Source organism: Serratia sp. PL7 (genome assembly GCF_945957435.1).
Map to the genome: position 1 here is coordinate 406,890 of NZ_CAMFLB010000004.1, position 15,979 is coordinate 422,868.

The 15,979-nt window shown below is 60.8% G+C and carries 15 protein-coding genes; 10 read left to right on the forward strand and 5 right to left on the reverse strand.

The genetic code is table 11. The features are described 5' to 3' along the window. Window positions 1-160 precede the first annotated feature (160 nt). Window positions 161-1,501: an MFS transporter gene (locus N6G83_RS22080; protein WP_025301605.1), complete on the reverse strand. Its 1,341-nt coding sequence runs from the start codon at window positions 1,499-1,501 to the stop codon at window positions 161-163. A gap of 323 nt (window positions 1,502-1,824) precedes the next feature. Between N6G83_RS22080 and queE the strand changes: the two genes are divergently transcribed. Together queE and N6G83_RS22090 are read left to right on the forward strand one after the other, a co-directional pair. Beyond that, window positions 1,825-2,496 (forward strand): 7-carboxy-7-deazaguanine synthase QueE, encoded by a 672-nt coding sequence (queE, locus tag N6G83_RS22085; protein WP_004932641.1) that lies wholly within the window; start codon window positions 1,825-1,827, stop codon window positions 2,494-2,496. 43 nt (window positions 2,497-2,539) lie between these two features. Next, window positions 2,540-3,049 (forward strand): GNAT family N-acetyltransferase, encoded by a 510-nt coding sequence (locus N6G83_RS22090; RefSeq protein ID WP_260515842.1) that lies wholly within the window; start codon window positions 2,540-2,542, stop codon window positions 3,047-3,049. Window positions 3,050-3,075: 26 nt separating this feature from the next. On the opposite strand, the gene queD is transcribed toward N6G83_RS22090, so the two are convergent. Beyond that, on the reverse strand, window positions 3,076-3,435 hold the full coding sequence (gene queD / locus N6G83_RS22095; protein WP_025301608.1) for a 6-carboxytetrahydropterin synthase QueD: 360 nt from the start codon (window positions 3,433-3,435) through the stop codon (window positions 3,076-3,078). A gap of 436 nt (window positions 3,436-3,871) precedes the next feature. Here queD and cysJ point away from each other — a divergent pair, with 436 nt between their 5' ends. The 3 genes from cysJ (at window position 3,872) to N6G83_RS22110 (ending at window position 8,185) form a co-directional block, all read left to right on the forward strand. After that, window positions 3,872-5,674, forward strand: coding sequence for an NADPH-dependent assimilatory sulfite reductase flavoprotein subunit (gene cysJ / locus N6G83_RS22100; protein ID WP_260515841.1), 1,803 nt, complete (start codon window positions 3,872-3,874; stop codon window positions 5,672-5,674). Next, entirely contained in the window at window positions 5,674-7,389 is a 1,716-nt protein-coding gene (gene cysI / locus N6G83_RS22105; RefSeq protein ID WP_260515839.1) for an assimilatory sulfite reductase (NADPH) hemoprotein subunit, read from the forward strand. Before cysJ ends, cysI begins: the two co-directional genes overlap by 1 nt. 61 nt (window positions 7,390-7,450) lie before the next feature. Beyond that, window positions 7,451-8,185 carry a phosphoadenylyl-sulfate reductase gene (locus tag N6G83_RS22110; protein ID WP_260515837.1) on the forward strand — a complete coding sequence of 245 codons (735 nt, stop codon included), beginning with the start codon at window positions 7,451-7,453 and terminating at the stop codon, window positions 8,183-8,185. Window positions 8,186-8,240: 55 nt separating this feature from the next. Here the strand turns inward: N6G83_RS22110 and N6G83_RS22115 are convergent, their stop codons facing one another. Then, window positions 8,241-9,311 (reverse strand): aminopeptidase, encoded by a 1,071-nt coding sequence (locus N6G83_RS22115; RefSeq protein WP_141970914.1) that lies wholly within the window; start codon window positions 9,309-9,311, stop codon window positions 8,241-8,243. A 261-nt stretch (window positions 9,312-9,572) separates the two neighbouring features. Between N6G83_RS22115 and cysG the strand changes: the two genes are divergently transcribed. The 5 genes from cysG (at window position 9,573) to N6G83_RS22140 (ending at window position 14,412) form a co-directional block, all read left to right on the forward strand. Further along, complete coding sequence (cysG, locus tag N6G83_RS22120) at window positions 9,573-11,003, forward strand: siroheme synthase CysG (RefSeq protein WP_197833335.1); 1,431 nt, start codon at window positions 9,573-9,575, stop codon at window positions 11,001-11,003. Between the two features lie 22 nt (window positions 11,004-11,025). Further along, window positions 11,026-11,934 (forward strand): sulfate adenylyltransferase subunit CysD, encoded by a 909-nt coding sequence (gene cysD, locus N6G83_RS22125; RefSeq protein WP_004932620.1) that lies wholly within the window; start codon window positions 11,026-11,028, stop codon window positions 11,932-11,934. 11 nt (window positions 11,935-11,945) lie between these two features. Next, window positions 11,946-13,373, forward strand: coding sequence for a sulfate adenylyltransferase subunit CysN (cysN, locus tag N6G83_RS22130; protein WP_141970910.1), 1,428 nt, complete (start codon window positions 11,946-11,948; stop codon window positions 13,371-13,373). Beyond that, window positions 13,312-14,001, forward strand: a complete 690-nt coding sequence (cysC, locus tag N6G83_RS22135; RefSeq protein WP_260515834.1) for an adenylyl-sulfate kinase — start codon at window positions 13,312-13,314, stop codon at window positions 13,999-14,001. The genes cysN and cysC overlap by 62 nt, the downstream gene beginning before the upstream one ends. A gap of 84 nt (window positions 14,002-14,085) precedes the next feature. After that, window positions 14,086-14,412, forward strand: a complete 327-nt coding sequence (locus N6G83_RS22140) for a DUF3561 family protein (protein ID WP_025301616.1) — start codon at window positions 14,086-14,088, stop codon at window positions 14,410-14,412. A 52-nt stretch (window positions 14,413-14,464) separates the two neighbouring features. On the opposite strand, the gene N6G83_RS22145 is transcribed toward N6G83_RS22140, so the two are convergent. Both N6G83_RS22145 and N6G83_RS22150 read right to left on the reverse strand, forming a co-directional pair. Beyond that, window positions 14,465-15,187 carry an amino acid ABC transporter ATP-binding protein gene (locus N6G83_RS22145; protein ID WP_230489618.1) on the reverse strand — a complete coding sequence of 241 codons (723 nt, stop codon included), beginning with the start codon at window positions 15,185-15,187 and terminating at the stop codon, window positions 14,465-14,467. After that, window positions 15,171-15,890, reverse strand: coding sequence for an amino acid ABC transporter permease (locus N6G83_RS22150; RefSeq protein WP_042706788.1), 720 nt, complete (start codon window positions 15,888-15,890; stop codon window positions 15,171-15,173). Before N6G83_RS22150 ends, N6G83_RS22145 begins: the two co-directional genes overlap by 17 nt. Between the last annotated feature and the right edge of the window lie 89 nt (window positions 15,891-15,979).

The window sequence follows — 15,979 nt, forward strand, 5'->3', positions numbered from 1 at the left end:
GCCGGAGAAAAGTGAGCTGTTCGGCAAAAATGAATTAAAATTGACTCATTTTTGGGCGGCTAGTCACAATATTTTTACAGTCTGATTACAGTTGACGGCGGAGAATAAAAAAGCCCTATCACCGCAGGAAGAAAGCCCGCCGTGGGCGGGCTTGCAAGGGTCAGGCGGCCGGCTGCAGCGTCGGTTTGCGGCTCATCTTGCACACCGTGGCGATGGCGGCGATCAGCGCCGGCACGCACAGGAACATCAGGATGCTCTGCACTTCCCACTGCATGGCCAGCAGTTGGGCGCCCATCATGGTGCCGGCGACGCCGCCGAAGCGGCCGATGCCCTGCATCCAGGCGATGCCGGTGGCGCGGCTGTGGGTCGGGTAGAATGTCGCCGCCAGCGTTTGCAGCCCGGACTGCGCGCCGTTCATGGTGACGCCCATCAGGAAGATGAAGGCGCCTAGCAGCACGATCTGTTTATCCTCGGTGGCCATCGCCACGATCAGCAGGGCGGTGACGACAAAGCCGCTCGAGACCACTTTGTGCGCATTCCAGCGGTCCATCAACCAGCCGGCCACCAGGATGCCCAGCGTGCCGCCGAAGGTGAACAGCGAGGTGAGCATCGCCGATTGCTCCAACTGATAGCCCAATCCCTGCATCAGGATTGGCATCCAGCTCAGCAACACGTAGTAGATCACCAGCCCCATAAAGTAGGTCAGCCACAGCATCAGCGTGCCGAGCAGGTAAGGGCGGCTGAACAGCAGGCCGACGCTGGTCTTGGTCTGCGCCAGCTTCTCTTCGTACAGATAAAAACGCGTCACGCCGTCGAGGCTCCGGCTAACGAAGCGCTGCGCGATGCGCTTGATCTTCGCCGCATCCTGGCCGCGGTTAACCATATATTTAACCGACTCCGGCAGCAGCAGGATCAGCAGAACCGTCAATACCAGCGGCGCAATGGCGCCGAGCAGCAGCACACTGTGCCAGCCGTAGCTCGGGATCAGCCACGATGAAATGGCGCCGCCGCCGGCCGCGCCCAGCGGAAAGCCGCAGTACATGGTGTTGATCGCCAGCGAACGGCAGCGCTGCGGCGCGTATTCGGAGATCAAGGTAATGGCGTTGGGCATCGCCGCCCCCAGCCCGAGGCCGGTGAGGAAGCGCCACAGCGTCAGGCTGTTGAGCGAACCGGCGTAGGCGGTGGCCAAACTCGACAGGCCGAAGAACAGGCAGGAAAACACCAGCACGCGCTTGCGGCCGATGCGGTCGGAGATCGGCCCGGCGATCAGCGCGCCGAGCGACAGCCCCAGCAGCGCGGCGCTCAGCACCGGCCCCAGATCCTGTTTGACGATGCCCCAGTCTTTGGCGACCGAGGGGGCGATATAGCCCATGGCGGCGGTATCGAAACCGTCGATGGCGAGGATCAGGAATCCGAGAATGATCAGGGTCCAGTGAAACAGCGAAAACTTGCTGTCGTCGATGGCCTGTTGAATGTTTAACTCGCTGGTGGAATGAGTCATGGCACCCTCTAAACGCAGATGTAGTCGTGATGGAACGTGGCCGAAACTGGCGCTCGGCTTGTGTTTGCTTGTATATACATCTGCGCGCCAGCGCTTTATGTCAAATATAATTATCTTATTTGTTAACTGCGTGTTGTTTTCTGTGGAGCAGGTTGCACCGCCGATGAAAGGCCAAAGACCGGTTAACAAATTAAATGAACGCCATTGGCGGTGAGATATGCTGATGGCGGCGCGGAGGATAAAATTTAATACAATTTTGGCCGTTTGGTCGCCGGGCCGGAATCTGCGATAATCGCTTTTTACTTTTCCAGATTGAGAAACCGATGCAGTACCCGATCAACGAGATGTTCCAAACCTTGCAGGGCGAAGGCTTTTTCACCGGCGTGCCGGCCATTTTCATCCGCCTGCAGGGCTGCCCGGTAGGGTGCAGTTGGTGCGATACCAAACATACCTGGGAAAAGGAAGCCCATCGGGAAGTCGACCTGCAACGGATCCTGGTCAAAACAGAAGAGAGCGACGCCTGGGGCAATGCCAGCGCCGAGCAGCTGTTGGCGGTGATGCGCCAACAAGGCTACACCGCGCGTCATGTGGTGATCACCGGCGGCGAACCCTGCATTTACGATCTGGCGCCGCTGACCGAGCTGTTCGAACAGCACGGCTACCGTTGCCAGATTGAGACCAGCGGCACCCACGAAATTCGCTGCTCCGCCAACACCTGGGTGACGGTTTCGCCCAAGGTGAATATGCGCGGCGGCATGAAGGTGCTGGATCAGGCGCTGCGGCGCGCTGACGAGGTGAAGCATCCGGTGGCGCGCGAGCGCGACATCGAGGCGCTGGATGCGCTGCTGGCGACGTTGCAGGATGACAAGGCGCGGATTATCGCGCTGCAACCGATCAGCCAGAAAGAAGAGGCGACCCGCCTGTGCATCGAAACCTGCATTGCGCGCAATTGGCGGCTGTCGATGCAGACCCACAAATATCTGAATATCGCCTGAGTTTTTTATTGGCCGCAGGCCTTCGAACGGGACGGGAGTTACGGTGAAAATTGTATCGCGTGCATTCGAGGCGGTGACGGAAGCGGAATTGCGGTCGATTCGCTCGCTGTTGTCCGACGCTTTCCCCGAGATAACCGACGGATTTTATCGGCGGCAGGTGCCGGTTTGCCTGGTGACCGCCGCGGAAGGCGAGGTGATCGTCGGCCAATTGGCGGTGCATAAGCGGCCGGTGTTGATTGACGGTGAGGCCGAGGTGATCGGCATCATCGGGCTGGTGGCCGTGGCACAAACGCATCGGCGCCGCGGCGTGGCCGCAAACATGCTGGTGAAGGCGCATGACTATTTGCGCAGTAAAGGGATCGCGTATTCCATACTGTTTGCGGTAAGCGAAAAGTACTATACCGGCGCCGGCTATCGGGCGATGGAAAACGAGACGGCGTTCATTGAGGATGGCGAGAGCAAAACGTTTGTCTATCGCGGGGGAATGGTGCTGAGCCTGTCGGAAAGGCCCTGGGTGGCGCGGCGCCTGGATCTGCAAGGCGAGGTAGTGTGAGGGTATCTGCACATACCCTCACGGCATCAACCTTTATATACGCATCCCGCCGTACAGGTCTCTTTCACCATCACCGCAGTCAGTTCCGGTAACTGGGGCTTGAGCTGCTGCCAAATCCAGGCGGCGAGCACTTCGCTGGTGGGATTTTCCAATCCTGGAATATCGTTCAGATAATGGTGATCCAGCCGCTCCCAGATCGGGGAAAACACAGCCTTGAGCTCGGCGAAATCCATCACCCAACCGGTGTGGGGATCCACGTCACCGGTCACTTCCAGACGCACCATAAACGAATGCCCATGCAGACGGCCGCATTTGTGGCCCTCCGGTACATGCGGCAAACGGTGTGCGGCTTCAAACTGAAAATCTTTAAACAGCGTGGTTGCCATTATTACGGCCTCATTGACTCAAAAACCGCCGCATAGTACCGGAAAGCGCGCCTGCTTGCCATTTATACCGGTATGGTCTACCGCCACGGCAAACGCACCCGGTTAACACTTTTTTTGTTTGGTGTCTGCGGCACCTATCGGCTGGGGTTATGAGCCGAAATGTTGAACGGTGAAAAAATGATGAAAAAAAGTGCTTTATTTTCATCTGGATAAAAAACTTTGTTTAACGGTTTAAGCGTTATCCCTTACCAGAAAAACAGCTTAGTCATTTTGGTTATGATTTATTGCTATCCCTTATTTAATCGTTGCTATTCTGCTCGGTAACCTTACAAACTCTCCTGATCTTTTCCGCACACCCGACGCAGCGAAGAGACAGCGACTGGCACTGGCGCGCGCCTGGCAGGAAAGGCGCTAAGTATAGGAAATAAGTACAGCAATGACGACTCAGGCTCCTCCAACATCTTTGCTCCCGCTGACGCCCGAACAGCTGGCGCGCTTACAGGCGACGATCGGCGACTATTCGCCGACGCAGCTGGCGTGGCTGTCCGGTTATTTTTGGGGCATGGTCAATCAACAGCCCGGAGCCGTGGCCATTGCGCCTGTCGCCCCTGCGGCTGCGGCCGCCATCACCATCATTTCCGCTTCACAGACCGGCAATGCGCGCCGCCTGGCGGAGCAGCTGCGCGACGATCTGTTGGCCGCCAATCTGAGCGCCACGTTGGTCAGCGCCGGCGACTACAAATTCAAACAGATAGCGCAAGAGCGCCTGCTGGTGATCGTCGCCTCCACGCAGGGGGAAGGCGAACCGGCGGAAGAAGCGGTGGCGCTGCATAAATTCCTGTTCTCGAAGAAGGCGCCGAAGCTGAATGATACCGCTTTTGCGGTGTTCGGGCTGGGCGACACCTCTTATGAGAATTTCTGTCAGTCTGGTAAAGATTTCGACGGCAAGCTGGCCGAACTGGGCGCCGAGCGCCTGGTGGAGCGTGTGGACGCCGACGTGGAGTACCAGGAGCTGGCGGCCGCCTGGCGCAAACAGGTGGTATCGGTGCTGAAGGCGCGCGCGCCGGCGGAAAGCGCCGCGCCGGGCGTGTTGGCCAGCGGTGCGGTCGATCTGATCGACAGCAGCCCGTACAGCAAGGAACAGCCGCTCACCGCCCAACTGGCGGTTAAGCAGAAGATTACCGGCCGCGCGTCGGATAAAGACGTGCGCCATATCGAGATCGATCTGGGCGATTCCGGCCTGCGTTATCAACCGGGCGATGCGCTCGGCGTATGGTTCGACAACGATCCCGCGCTGGTGGATGAGCTGGTGCAACTGTTGTGGCTGAAAGGCGACGAGCCGGTCGAGGTGGAAGGGCAGACCCTGCCGCTGGCGCAGGCGCTGCGCAGCCATTTCGAACTGACGCAGAACACCACGCCGATCGTCGATAAATACGCCGCGCTGTCGCGCGACGAAACGCTGATCGGCCTGTTGGCGGATAAGGCTGCGCTGCAGCAGTATGCGCACAATACGCCGATCGTCGATATGGTGCGGCAGGCGCCGGCGGATCTGAGCGCCGAACAGCTGGTTGGCCTGCTGCGCCCGCTGACGCCGCGCCTGTATTCCATCGCCTCTTCGCAGGCGGAGAACGAAAGCGAAGTGCACATCACCGTGGGCGTGGTGCGTTACGACATCGACGGGCGCGCCCGCAGCGGCGGCGCCTCCGGCTTCCTGGCGGATCGCCTGGAGGAGGACGGCGAGGTGCGGGTGTTTATCGAACACAACGACAACTTCCGCCTGCCGGCCAATCCGGAAGCGCCGGTGATCATGATTGGCCCGGGCACCGGCATCGCGCCGTTCCGCGCCTTTATGCAGCAGCGCGACGCCGACGGCGCCGGCGGCAAGAACTGGCTGTTCTTCGGCAACCCGCACTTCACCGAAGATTTCCTGTATCAGGTCGAATGGCAGCGCTACGTGAAAGACGGCCTGCTGACCCGCATCGATCTGGCCTGGTCCCGCGACCAGCAACATAAAATATACGTACAAGACAAACTGCGTGAACAGGGCGCGGAAGTGTGGCGCTGGATTCAGGAAGGCGCGCACATTTACGTCTGCGGCGATGCCAATCGCATGGCGAAAGACGTGGAAAACACATTACTGGAACTGGTGGCCGAGCACGGTGGCATGGATACCGAGCAGGCGGATGAATTTTTAAGTGAGCTGCGCCTTGAGCGCCGTTATCAGCGAGATGTTTACTGATGAGTGATAAACACCCCGGGCCTTTGGTAGTCGAAGGCAAACTGGCCGATGCGGAGCGCATGAAGAAGGAGAGCCACTTCCTGCGCGGCACCATCGCCGAAGATTTAAATGACGGCCTGACCGGCGGCTTCAACGGCGACAACTTCCTGCTGATCCGTTTCCACGGCATGTACCAGCAGGATGACCGCGACATTCGCGCCGAACGCGCCGAGCAGAAGCTGGAGCCGCGCCATGCCATGATGCTGCGCTGCCGCCTGCCGGGCGGCGTCATCAGCCCGCAGCAGTGGCTGGGCATCGACAAGTTCGCGCAGGAGAGCACGCTGTATGGCAGCATTCGCATCACCAACCGCCAGACGTTCCAGTTTCACGGCATTCTGAAAAGCAACGTCAAACCGGTGCACCAGCTGCTGAACCGTCTGGGGTTGGACGCGCTGGCGACCGCCAACGACGTGAACCGCAACGTGCTGTGTACCTCCAACCCGGTGGAGTCCGAGCTGCATCAGGAAGCCTACGAGTGGGCGAAGAAGATCTCCGAACACCTGCTGCCGCGCACCCGCGCCTACGCCGAGGTGTGGCTGGATCAGGAGAAGGTGGCCACCACCGACGAAGAGCCGATTTTGGGGTCGACTTACCTGCCGCGCAAGTTCAAAACCACGGTGGTGATCCCGCCGCAGAACGACGTCGATCTGCACGCCAACGACATGAACTTTGTGGCGATCGCCGAAAACGGCAAGCTGGTAGGCTTCAACCTGCTGGTGGGCGGCGGGTTGTCCATCGAGCACGGCAACAAGAAAACCTACGCGCGCCAGGCCAGCGAGTTCGGCTACATTCCGCTCGAGCATACGCTGGCGGTCGCGGAAGCGGTGGTGACCACGCAGCGCGACTGGGGCAACCGCACCGATCGCAAGAACGCCAAAACCAAATACACGCTGGAGCGCGTCGGGGTGGAGGTTTTCCGCGCCGAAGTGGAAAAGCGTGCCGGCATTACCTTCGCGCCGATCCGGCCGTATGAATTCACCGGCCGCGGCGATCGCATCGGTTGGGTGAAGGGCATCGACGATCAATGGCACCTGACGCTGTTTATCGAGAACGGTCGCCTGCTGGACTATCCGGGGCGCCCGCTGAAGACCGGCATGGCGGAGATCGCCAAGATCCATAAAGGCGACTTCCGTCTGACGGCGAACCAAAACGTGATCATCGCCGGCGTGCCGGAAAGCGAGAAGGCGAAGATCGAAGCCCTGGCGCGCGATCATGGCCTGATCGACGACGAGATCAGCGAGCAACGCAAGAACTCGATGGCCTGCGTATCGTTCCCGACCTGCCCGCTGGCGATGGCGGAGGCCGAGCGCTTCCTGCCGCAGTTCGTCACCAAGGTGGAAGGGATCATGCATCGGCACGGGGTGGGCGACGAGCATATCGTGCTGCGCATCACCGGTTGCCCGAACGGCTGCGGCCGCGCGCTGCTGGCGGAGCTGGGGCTGGTGGGCAAGGCGGTCGGCCGCTATAACCTGCATTTGGGTGGCAACCGCGAAGGCACGCGCATTCCGCGCATGTACCGCGAAAACATCAACGAAGACGAGATCCTGAACGAGATCGACCTGTTGGTGGGGCGCTGGGCGAAGGAGCGCAACGCCGGCGAAGGCTTCGGCGACTTCACCGTGCGCGCGGGCATCGTCAAACCGGTGCTGGATCCGGCGCGAGATTTCTGGGAGTGAGGCCGGGCGGCCTCTGGGCAGAGGGGCCGCACAGGTAATTTCAAGCATCAGGAGAGACAACATGGCTGAATTCGATCTGGCGGCGCTGAACGCGTTGCCCAAATCCGGGCAGGCGCTGGCATTGGCGGTGGTCAACGGCCAACTGGAGACCCTCAGCGCCGAACAGCGCGTTGCGTGGGCGCTGGAGCATCTGCCCGGCGAGTTCGTACTCTCGTCCAGTTTCGGCATTCAGGCGGCGGTATGTCTGCACCTGGTGACGCGCATCCGGCCGGATATCCCGGTGATCCTGACCGACACCGGTTACCTGTTCCCGGAAACCTACCGCTTTATCGATCAACTGACCGACCAGCTGAAGCTGAATCTGCAGGTGTTCCGCGCCGAACAGTCTCCCGCCTGGCAAGAGGCGCGCTATGGTAAGCTGTGGGAACAGGGCGTGGAAGGGATTGAAAAGTACAACCAGCTCAACAAGGTTGAGCCGATGAACCGTGCGCTGGAGACGCTGGGAGCGCAGAGCTGGTTCGCCGGCCTGCGGCGCGAGCAGTCCGGCAGCCGCGCCAATCTGCCGGTGCTGGCGGTGCAGCGCGGGGTGTTCAAGATCCTGCCGATCATCGACTGGGACAACCGCAAGATTTACCAGTATCTGACCGAGCACGGGCTGAGCTATCACCCGCTGTGGGAGCAGGGCTACCTGTCGGTAGGCGATACCCACACCACCCAGAAGTGGGAGCCGGGCATGAGCGAGGAAGAGACGCGTTTCTTCGGGCTGAAGCGCGAGTGCGGCCTGCACGAAGGCTAAACGAGGCGAATCACACGACAGGGCTCAGCAATGCTGGGCCCTGTTTTTTTGCGGGCTACTTTTTCTTCTGTGCTTTCGGCGGGTGCGCCTGCGCCAGCTCTTTGATCAGCGGCAGCAGGATCTGCACGCTGTCGCGGCTGCGTTTGTCGATCCGCCCCGGCAGGTAGCGATCCAGGTACTGCAGGTTGTCATACTGCGGGCGGTGCCAGGTGACGCCCTGCGGGAAGTGCGGGCTGACGGCGCGCTGCTGGTAGCCGTCCTTGTCGCCCAGCGACCAGTTGGTGGCCTCCACCGACAGCACCGGGATGCCCGCCGCGTCGAACACCTCTTGATCGGAGCAGCAGCCGGTGCCCTTCGGATGCTGCGCGCTGCCCGGATTGCTGGCGGCGGCGATGCCGTAACGGTGGGCGATATCCAGCGCGCGATCGCGGGAGCGTTTCGCCATCTGCGGCGGCGTGTTGCGCCCGGCGTTGAAGTACAGACGATCGCCGGTGATCAGGCTGTCGAGGTTGATCACCAGCACGGTGTTGTTTTTCTCTTCCGCGCTCATACGCTGCAGGTAGTTCTGCGCCCCCAGCGAACCGATCTCTTCGGCGCTGGTGGCGACGAAGCGCAGGCCGTAGGCGGTGGGGATGCTCTTCAGGCGCTCCGCCAGTTCCAGCATCACGCCGATGCCGGAGGCGTTGTCGTCGACGCCCTGCAGCGTCAGGCCGCCGAGGTTGTTATCCAAATCCTCGTCGCTCTGCGGCGTGTAGGTGTCGAAGTGGGCGACGATCACGATCTGTTTCGGGCTGTCGCCGTTGCGGGCGGCGATCACTGAACTGGCGGTAACGTTATTCCAGTTCTTCTTGCCGTCTTTGCTGGTGTAGAGATAGCGCGTGTTGACGCTGCGAATATCGCTTTGGTAACCCATCTTGCTGAACTGCTGTTTCAGGTAGTCAGCGGTGAGCAATTCTGCCGGGCTGCCCGCCATGCGACCGGGGAAGTAAGTGGCGATGTGGCGAGTCTGTTCGGCGGCGAAACGGCCCATTGGCGCGTCTTTTGCGGGCTGTGCGGCACATACGCTGAAGACGCCGCCGAGTGCGAGGGCCAGCAGGCTGCTCTTCAGGTAAAAACGGGAAAACATACCGAAAAATCCTTCTTTGCTATCGGCGCTGCCGATCATTTTTCTGCGGCACCCAGTATGAGACGCCGGGCGGCATTACACAATTTCCCTGTCTCTTAATTTTCGCGCGAATGCGCAAACCGCTGCTGCAGTTATCACCGTTTGCCTTTGGCGTTGCGGCCTATATTCCATAAAGGAACTAATCATTCCTTTTCGTCATTTCAGAGGCTAAATCTCAGCCCGTATAGTCACACTATCTTTCTGTTATATGAAAAGGCTGTTGTGGACTATCTACCAATATTCGCCGACCTGAAACAACGTCCGGTGCTGGTCGTTGGCGGCGGTGACGTGGCTGCGCGCAAAGTCGATCTGCTTCAGCGCGCCGGGGCTGAAATACGGATAGTTGCGCAGTCGCTCTCACCGGAACTGGAACAACAACGTCAGCAAGGGCAGGTGCTCTGGCTGGGGAAAACCTTTGATCCGCAGCAGTTGGACGATGTGTTTCTGGCTATCGCCGCCACGGACGACAACGCGTTGAACGCCGCGGTGTTCGCCGAGGCGGATAAGCGCCGGGTGCTGGCCAACGTGGTGGACGATCAGCCGCGCTGTTCGTTCATCTTCCCATCGATCATCGATCGCTCGCCGCTGGTGGTGGCCGTATCGTCCAGCGGCCAGGCGCCGGTGCTGGCGCGGTTGCTGCGCGAAAAGCTGGAGGCGTTGCTGCCCGCCAGTTTGGGGCAGATGGCGCAGGTGGCGGGCCGCTGGCGCGGCCAGGTCAAACAGCGGCTGGCCTCGATTGGCGAGCGTCGCCGTTTCTGGGAGAAAACCTTTGGCGGCCGTTTCGCCACGCTGGTGGCCAACGGCCAGACGGCGCAGGCGGAACGCCAGCTGGAGCAGGATTTGCACCGCTTCGCCGCAGGCGATGAAGGCGCCCAGGGCGAGATCGCTCTGGTGGGCGCCGGGCCGGGCGACGTGGGGCTGTTGACCCTACGTGGGCTGCAGGTGATGCAGCAGGCGGACGTGGTGCTGTATGACCATCTGGTCAGTGGCGAAATCCTCGATCTGGTGCGCCGCGACGCCGAACGCATCTGCGTGGGCAAGCGCGCCGGCGCACACTCGGTGATCCAGGAAGAAACCAATCGGCTGTTGGTGGAACTGGCGCAGCAGGGCAAACGCGTGGTGCGCCTCAAGGGCGGCGATCCGTTCATCTTTGGCCGAGGTGGCGAAGAGCTGCAGGTGGCCGCCGCCGCCGGCATCCCGTTCCAGGTGGTGCCGGGCGTCACGGCCGCCGCGGGGGCGACCGCCTACGCCGGCATTCCGCTGACGCACCGCGATCATGCGCAGAGCGTGACCTTTATCACCGGCCATTGCCGCCCCGACGGCGATGGCTTGGACTGGGCCGATCTGGCTCGGGCGCGGCAGACGTTGGCTATCTACATGGGCACCATGAAGGCGGCGGACATCAGCCAGCGCCTGATCGCCCACGGTCGCGCTGCCGCGACGCCGGTGGCGGTGATCAGCCGCGGCACGCGCGCCGATCAGCAGGTGCAGATCGGCACGCTGGAACAACTGGAACATCTGGCCCAACGGGCGCCGCTGCCGGCGCTGTTGGTGATCGGCGAGGTGGTGGAACTGCACCATCAAATCGCCTGGTTCGGGCATCAATCGCAGACGGAAGGGGCAGCGCGCCCGGCCGTCGTGAATTTGGCATAGGCAAGGCTTTTAAGGACCTGTTATGGACGAAAAACGACTCACTCATTTGCGGCAATTGGAGGCGGAGAGTATCCATATCATCCGTGAAGTCGCCGCTGAATTCGCCAACCCGGTGATGCTGTATTCCATCGGCAAAGACTCTTCCGTGATGCTGCATCTGGCGCGCAAGGCGTTCTTCCCCGGCACGCTGCCGTTCCCGCTGCTGCACGTCGATACCGGCTGGAAGTTCCGCGAAATGTACGAATTCCGCGATCGCACTGCGAAGGAGTACGGCTTCGAGCTGCTGGTGCATAAAAACCCGGAAGGGGTGGCGATGGGCATCAACCCGTTCGTGCACGGCAGCGCCAAGCATACCGACATCATGAAGACCGAGGGCCTGAAGCAGGCATTGAACAAGTACGGTTTCGACGCTGCCTTCGGCGGTGCGCGGCGCGACGAGGAGAAATCGCGCGCCAAAGAGCGCATCTATTCGTTCCGCGATCGCTTCCATCGCTGGGATCCGAAAAACCAGCGGCCGGAGCTGTGGCACAACTACAACGGTCAGATCAACAAAGGGGAGAGCATCCGCGTGTTCCCGCTGTCGAACTGGACCGAGCTGGATATCTGGCAGTACATCTTCCTGGAAAAGATCGACATCGTGCCGCTGTACCTGGCGAAACCGCGCCCGGTGGTGGAGCGCGACGGCATGCTGATGATGGTGGACGACGATCGCATCGATCTGCAGCCGGGCGAAGTGATCAGCCAGCGCATGGTGCGTTTCCGCACCCTGGGGTGCTGGCCGCTGACCGGCGCGGTGGACTCGCAGGCGCAAACCCTGCCGGAGATCATCGAAGAGATGCTGGTCTCCACCACCAGTGAGCGCCAGGGGCGGATGATCGATCGCGATCAGTCCGGTTCGATGGAGCTGAAAAAGCGTCAAGGGTATTTCTAAGGAGCCGCCGGATGAACAACGCAATTGCACAACAAATCGCTGACCAGGGCGGCGTCGAATCTTACCTGCACGCGCAGCAGCACAAGAGCCTGCTGCGTTTTCTGACCTGCGGCAGCGTCGATGACGGCAAAAGCACCCTGATCGGCCGCCTGCTGCACGATACGCGCCAGATCTACGAGGATCAGCTGTCGACGCTGCACAGCGACAGCAAACGCATCGGCACCCAGGGCGAGAAGCTCGATCTGGCGCTGCTGGTGGACGGCCTGCAGGCCGAGCGCGAGCAGGGCATCACCATCGACGTGGCCTATCGCTATTTCTCGACCGAAAAACGCAAATTTATCATCGCCGATACCCCTGGGCATGAGCAGTACACCCGCAACATGGCCACCGGCGCCTCCACCTGCGATCTGGCGATCCTGTTGATCGACGCGCGCAAAGGGGTGCTGGATCAGACTCGCCGCCACAGTTTTATCGCGACCCTGCTGGGCATTCGCCATCTGGTGGTGGCGGTGAACAAAATGGATCTGGTGGGCTACCAGGAAGCGGTGTTCGAGCAGTTCAAACAGGATTACCTGACCTTCGCCCAGCAGTTGCCAGGCGATCTGGATATCAAGTTCGTACCGCTGTCGGCGCTGGACGGTGACAACGTGGCGAGCGAAAGCGCCCATATGCCGTGGTACAGCGGCCCGACGCTGTTGGAAGTGCTGGAGAGCGTGGACGTGGTCAGCGAGCGAGAAAATCAGCCGCTGCGCTTCCCGGTGCAGTACGTCAACCGCCCGAACCTCGATTTTCGCGGCTATGCCGGCACGCTGTCCGCTGGTGTGGTGCGGGTGGGGCAACGGGTTAAAGTGCTGCCTTCCGGCGTGGAGTCCAGCGTGGCGCGCATCGTGACCTTCGACGGCGATCTGCAAGAAGCGGTGCCGGGCGAGGCGATTACGCTGGTGCTGAAGGATGAAGTGGACATCAGCCGCGGCGATTTGCTGGTCGACGCCGGCGAAAGCCTGCAGGCGGCGCAGAGCGCGCGGGTGGACGTGGTATGGATGGCCGAGCAGCCGCTGGTGCCGGGCCAGAGCTACGACATCAAAATCGCTGGTAAAAAGACCCGCGCACGCGTGGAGAGCATCCGCCATCAGGTGGAGATCAACACGCTGGCGCAACACCCGGCCGACACGTTGCCGCTCAACGGTATCGGCCTGGTGGAGCTGACCTTCGACGAGCCGCTGATGCTGGACAGCTATCAGAGCAATCACGACACCGGCGGGCTGATCTTCATCGATCGTATGAGCAACGTCACGGTGGGCGCCGGGCTGGTGCGTGAAACGCTGCAGGCCGCATCGGCGGCACGCGGCGAATTTAGCGCCTTCGAGTTGGAGCTGAATGCGCTGGTGCGCAAGCACTTCCCGCACTGGGGCGCACGCGATCTGCTCGGTGGCCGATAAGGTGGCCGCTGAACTGAGGGCGACCGGGCCGGATGATGAGAACGTGGTTTGGCATCCGCACGCGGTGACGCGCGCGGATCGCGAAGCGCGCAACGGTCACCGTGGCACGGTGCTGTGGTTTACCGGGCTGTCCGGCTCGGGCAAATCCACCGTCGCCGGCGCGTTGGAGCAGGCGCTGCATGGGCTCGGCGTCAGCACCTATCTGCTGGACGGCGATAACGTGCGCCACGGTCTGTGCCGCGATCTCGGTTTCTCTGACGAGGATCGGCGCGAGAATATTCGCCGGGTGGGGGAAGTGGCCAAACTGATGGTGGATGCCGGGTTGGTGGTGTTGACCGCGTTCATTTCGCCGCACCGCGCCGAGCGGCAAATGGTGCGCGAGATGCTCGGCGACGAGCGCTTTATCGAGGTGTTCGTCGACACGCCGTTGGCGATCTGCGAGGCGCGCGATCCGAAGGGATTGTATAAAAAAGCGCGTGCCGGCGAGCTGCGCAATTTCACCGGCATCGACGCGGTTTACGAGGCGCCGCAGCAGCCGGAAATCCACCTCGATGGCCAACAATTGGTAACAAATTTGATTGCGCAATTGTTAGACGTGTTGCGTGGTCAGGCTATTATCAAACCCTGAATTCAAAAAAAGCGTGTGGCGTTTTTCGCCATGCGCTTTTTACTCTAAGCCGCCGCAGAGCGAGCCGAATAACCAGGGATCACTATGCAAAATGTCACGCCTATCTTGATCGACGCCAAGCAGTCAAAACAGGAGAGAGAGGAGCCTTCTTATTCTTTCCTGGGCGGCGTTAGCGGCTTTGTTTTCTACTGGCTGGCGTTCGCGTTGCCGTTTCTGGTTTACGGTTCCAACACGCTGTTTTTCCTGCTCTATACCTGGCCATTCTTCCTGGCGCTGATGCCGCTGTCGGTGCTGATCGGCATCACCCTCAGCATGCTGTTGCGGGGTCGTCTGATTTTGACGCTGCTGCTGACCGGCACCATTGTGCTGTGCCTGTTCTGGCTGGTGTTCAGCTTCCTGACCGGGTGGTAAGAGAACGGGCGCCGATGCCGGCGCCCGAAGGATTGCAAAGCGGTGCCGAAGGTTACAAAACTTTGCTTAGAAATGCCTGAGTGCGCGGATTGGTCGGATGGCTGAAGATCTGCTGCGGCACCCCTTCTTCCTGAATGATCCCCTGATCGATAAACAGCACCCGGTCGGCCACCTCGCGGGCAAAGCCCATCTCATGCGTTACCACCACCATGGTCATGCCCTCGTGGGCCAGCGATTTCATCACTGCCAATACTTCGCCCACCAGCTCCGGATCGAGCGCGGAGGTCGGTTCGTCGAACAGCATGATCTTCGGCTCCATCGCCAGCGCGCGGGCGATCGCCACCCGCTGCTGCTGGCCGCCGGACAGGCTGTTGGGGTAGGCGTCAATCTTGTCGAGCAGGCCGACCTTGCGCAGCAGCTGTTCAGCTTGCGTAATGGCTTCGGCGCGCGGCAGTTTCTTCACGCTTACCGGCGCCATGATGATGTTTTCTAACACCGTCATGTGCGGGAACAGGTTGAAGCGCTGAAATACCATGCCCACGCTTTCACGCATTTTGTTCAGATCGGTTTTCTGATCGTGGACGGCGAAGCCATTCACCTCGATCTCGCCGCCGGAGAGCGTTTCCAGCGCGTTGATGCAGCGCAGGAAGGTGCTCTTCCCCGAGCCGGAAGGGCCGATGACGCACACCACTTCGTTGGCGGCGATCTGGCAGGAAATACCGCGCAGCACGTGGCTCTCGCCGAACTGTTTTTGCAGGTTATGTACGCGAATCACTTTTACCGAACCTCTTTTCCATGTGTTGCACCAGCAGCGAAAGCAGGAAGGTGATGACCCAATAGACCAGCGAAATGGTCAGGTAGGGCTCCCAATAGGTGGCGTAGGCGCCGGAGACGGTACGGGCGGCATAGGCCAGATCCGCCAGGCCGATGGCGGAGGCCAGCGACGAATCCTTGACGATAGCGATGGCGTTGTTGCCCAGCGGCGGCAGCATGCGGCGGAAGGCCTGCGGCAAGATAACCTGTCGCATGGTCTTGCCGTAGCTCATACCCAGCGAACGCGAAGCCTCCATCTGGCCGCGATCGATCGATTGGATCCCGGCGCGGAAGATCTCCGACACATAGGCTCCGGCGTTGAGCGTGATTGCCACCACGCAGGAAAGAAAGGCACCGTAGTCGGCGCGCAGCGCACGGGCGAAATCGACGCTCATCAGGCCGCTGGTGACCAGCAGGCCGTCGCGCGGATTGATGAACAGCGGCACCAGAGCGAAATGCACGACCATGATTTGTACGAACAGCGGCGTGCCGCGAAAGGCACTGATGTAAATGCGCACCGGCCACTGAACGCCGTAATGCAGGATGGGTTTCCAGATGCCGTGCGGCGCCTGCGCCAAACGGCCCAGCCCGAGGATCAATCCCCAGGTGGTGCCCAGCAGCACGCAGATAATGGTGCATTTGATGGTCATCCAGGCGCCTTCCATAAACAGCGGCGCGTATTCCTGGATGATCTCCCAGCGGAAGTTCAAAGGGTGTTCCTTCTTGGTAGGCTGAAACGGTGGTGCGCCGGCGG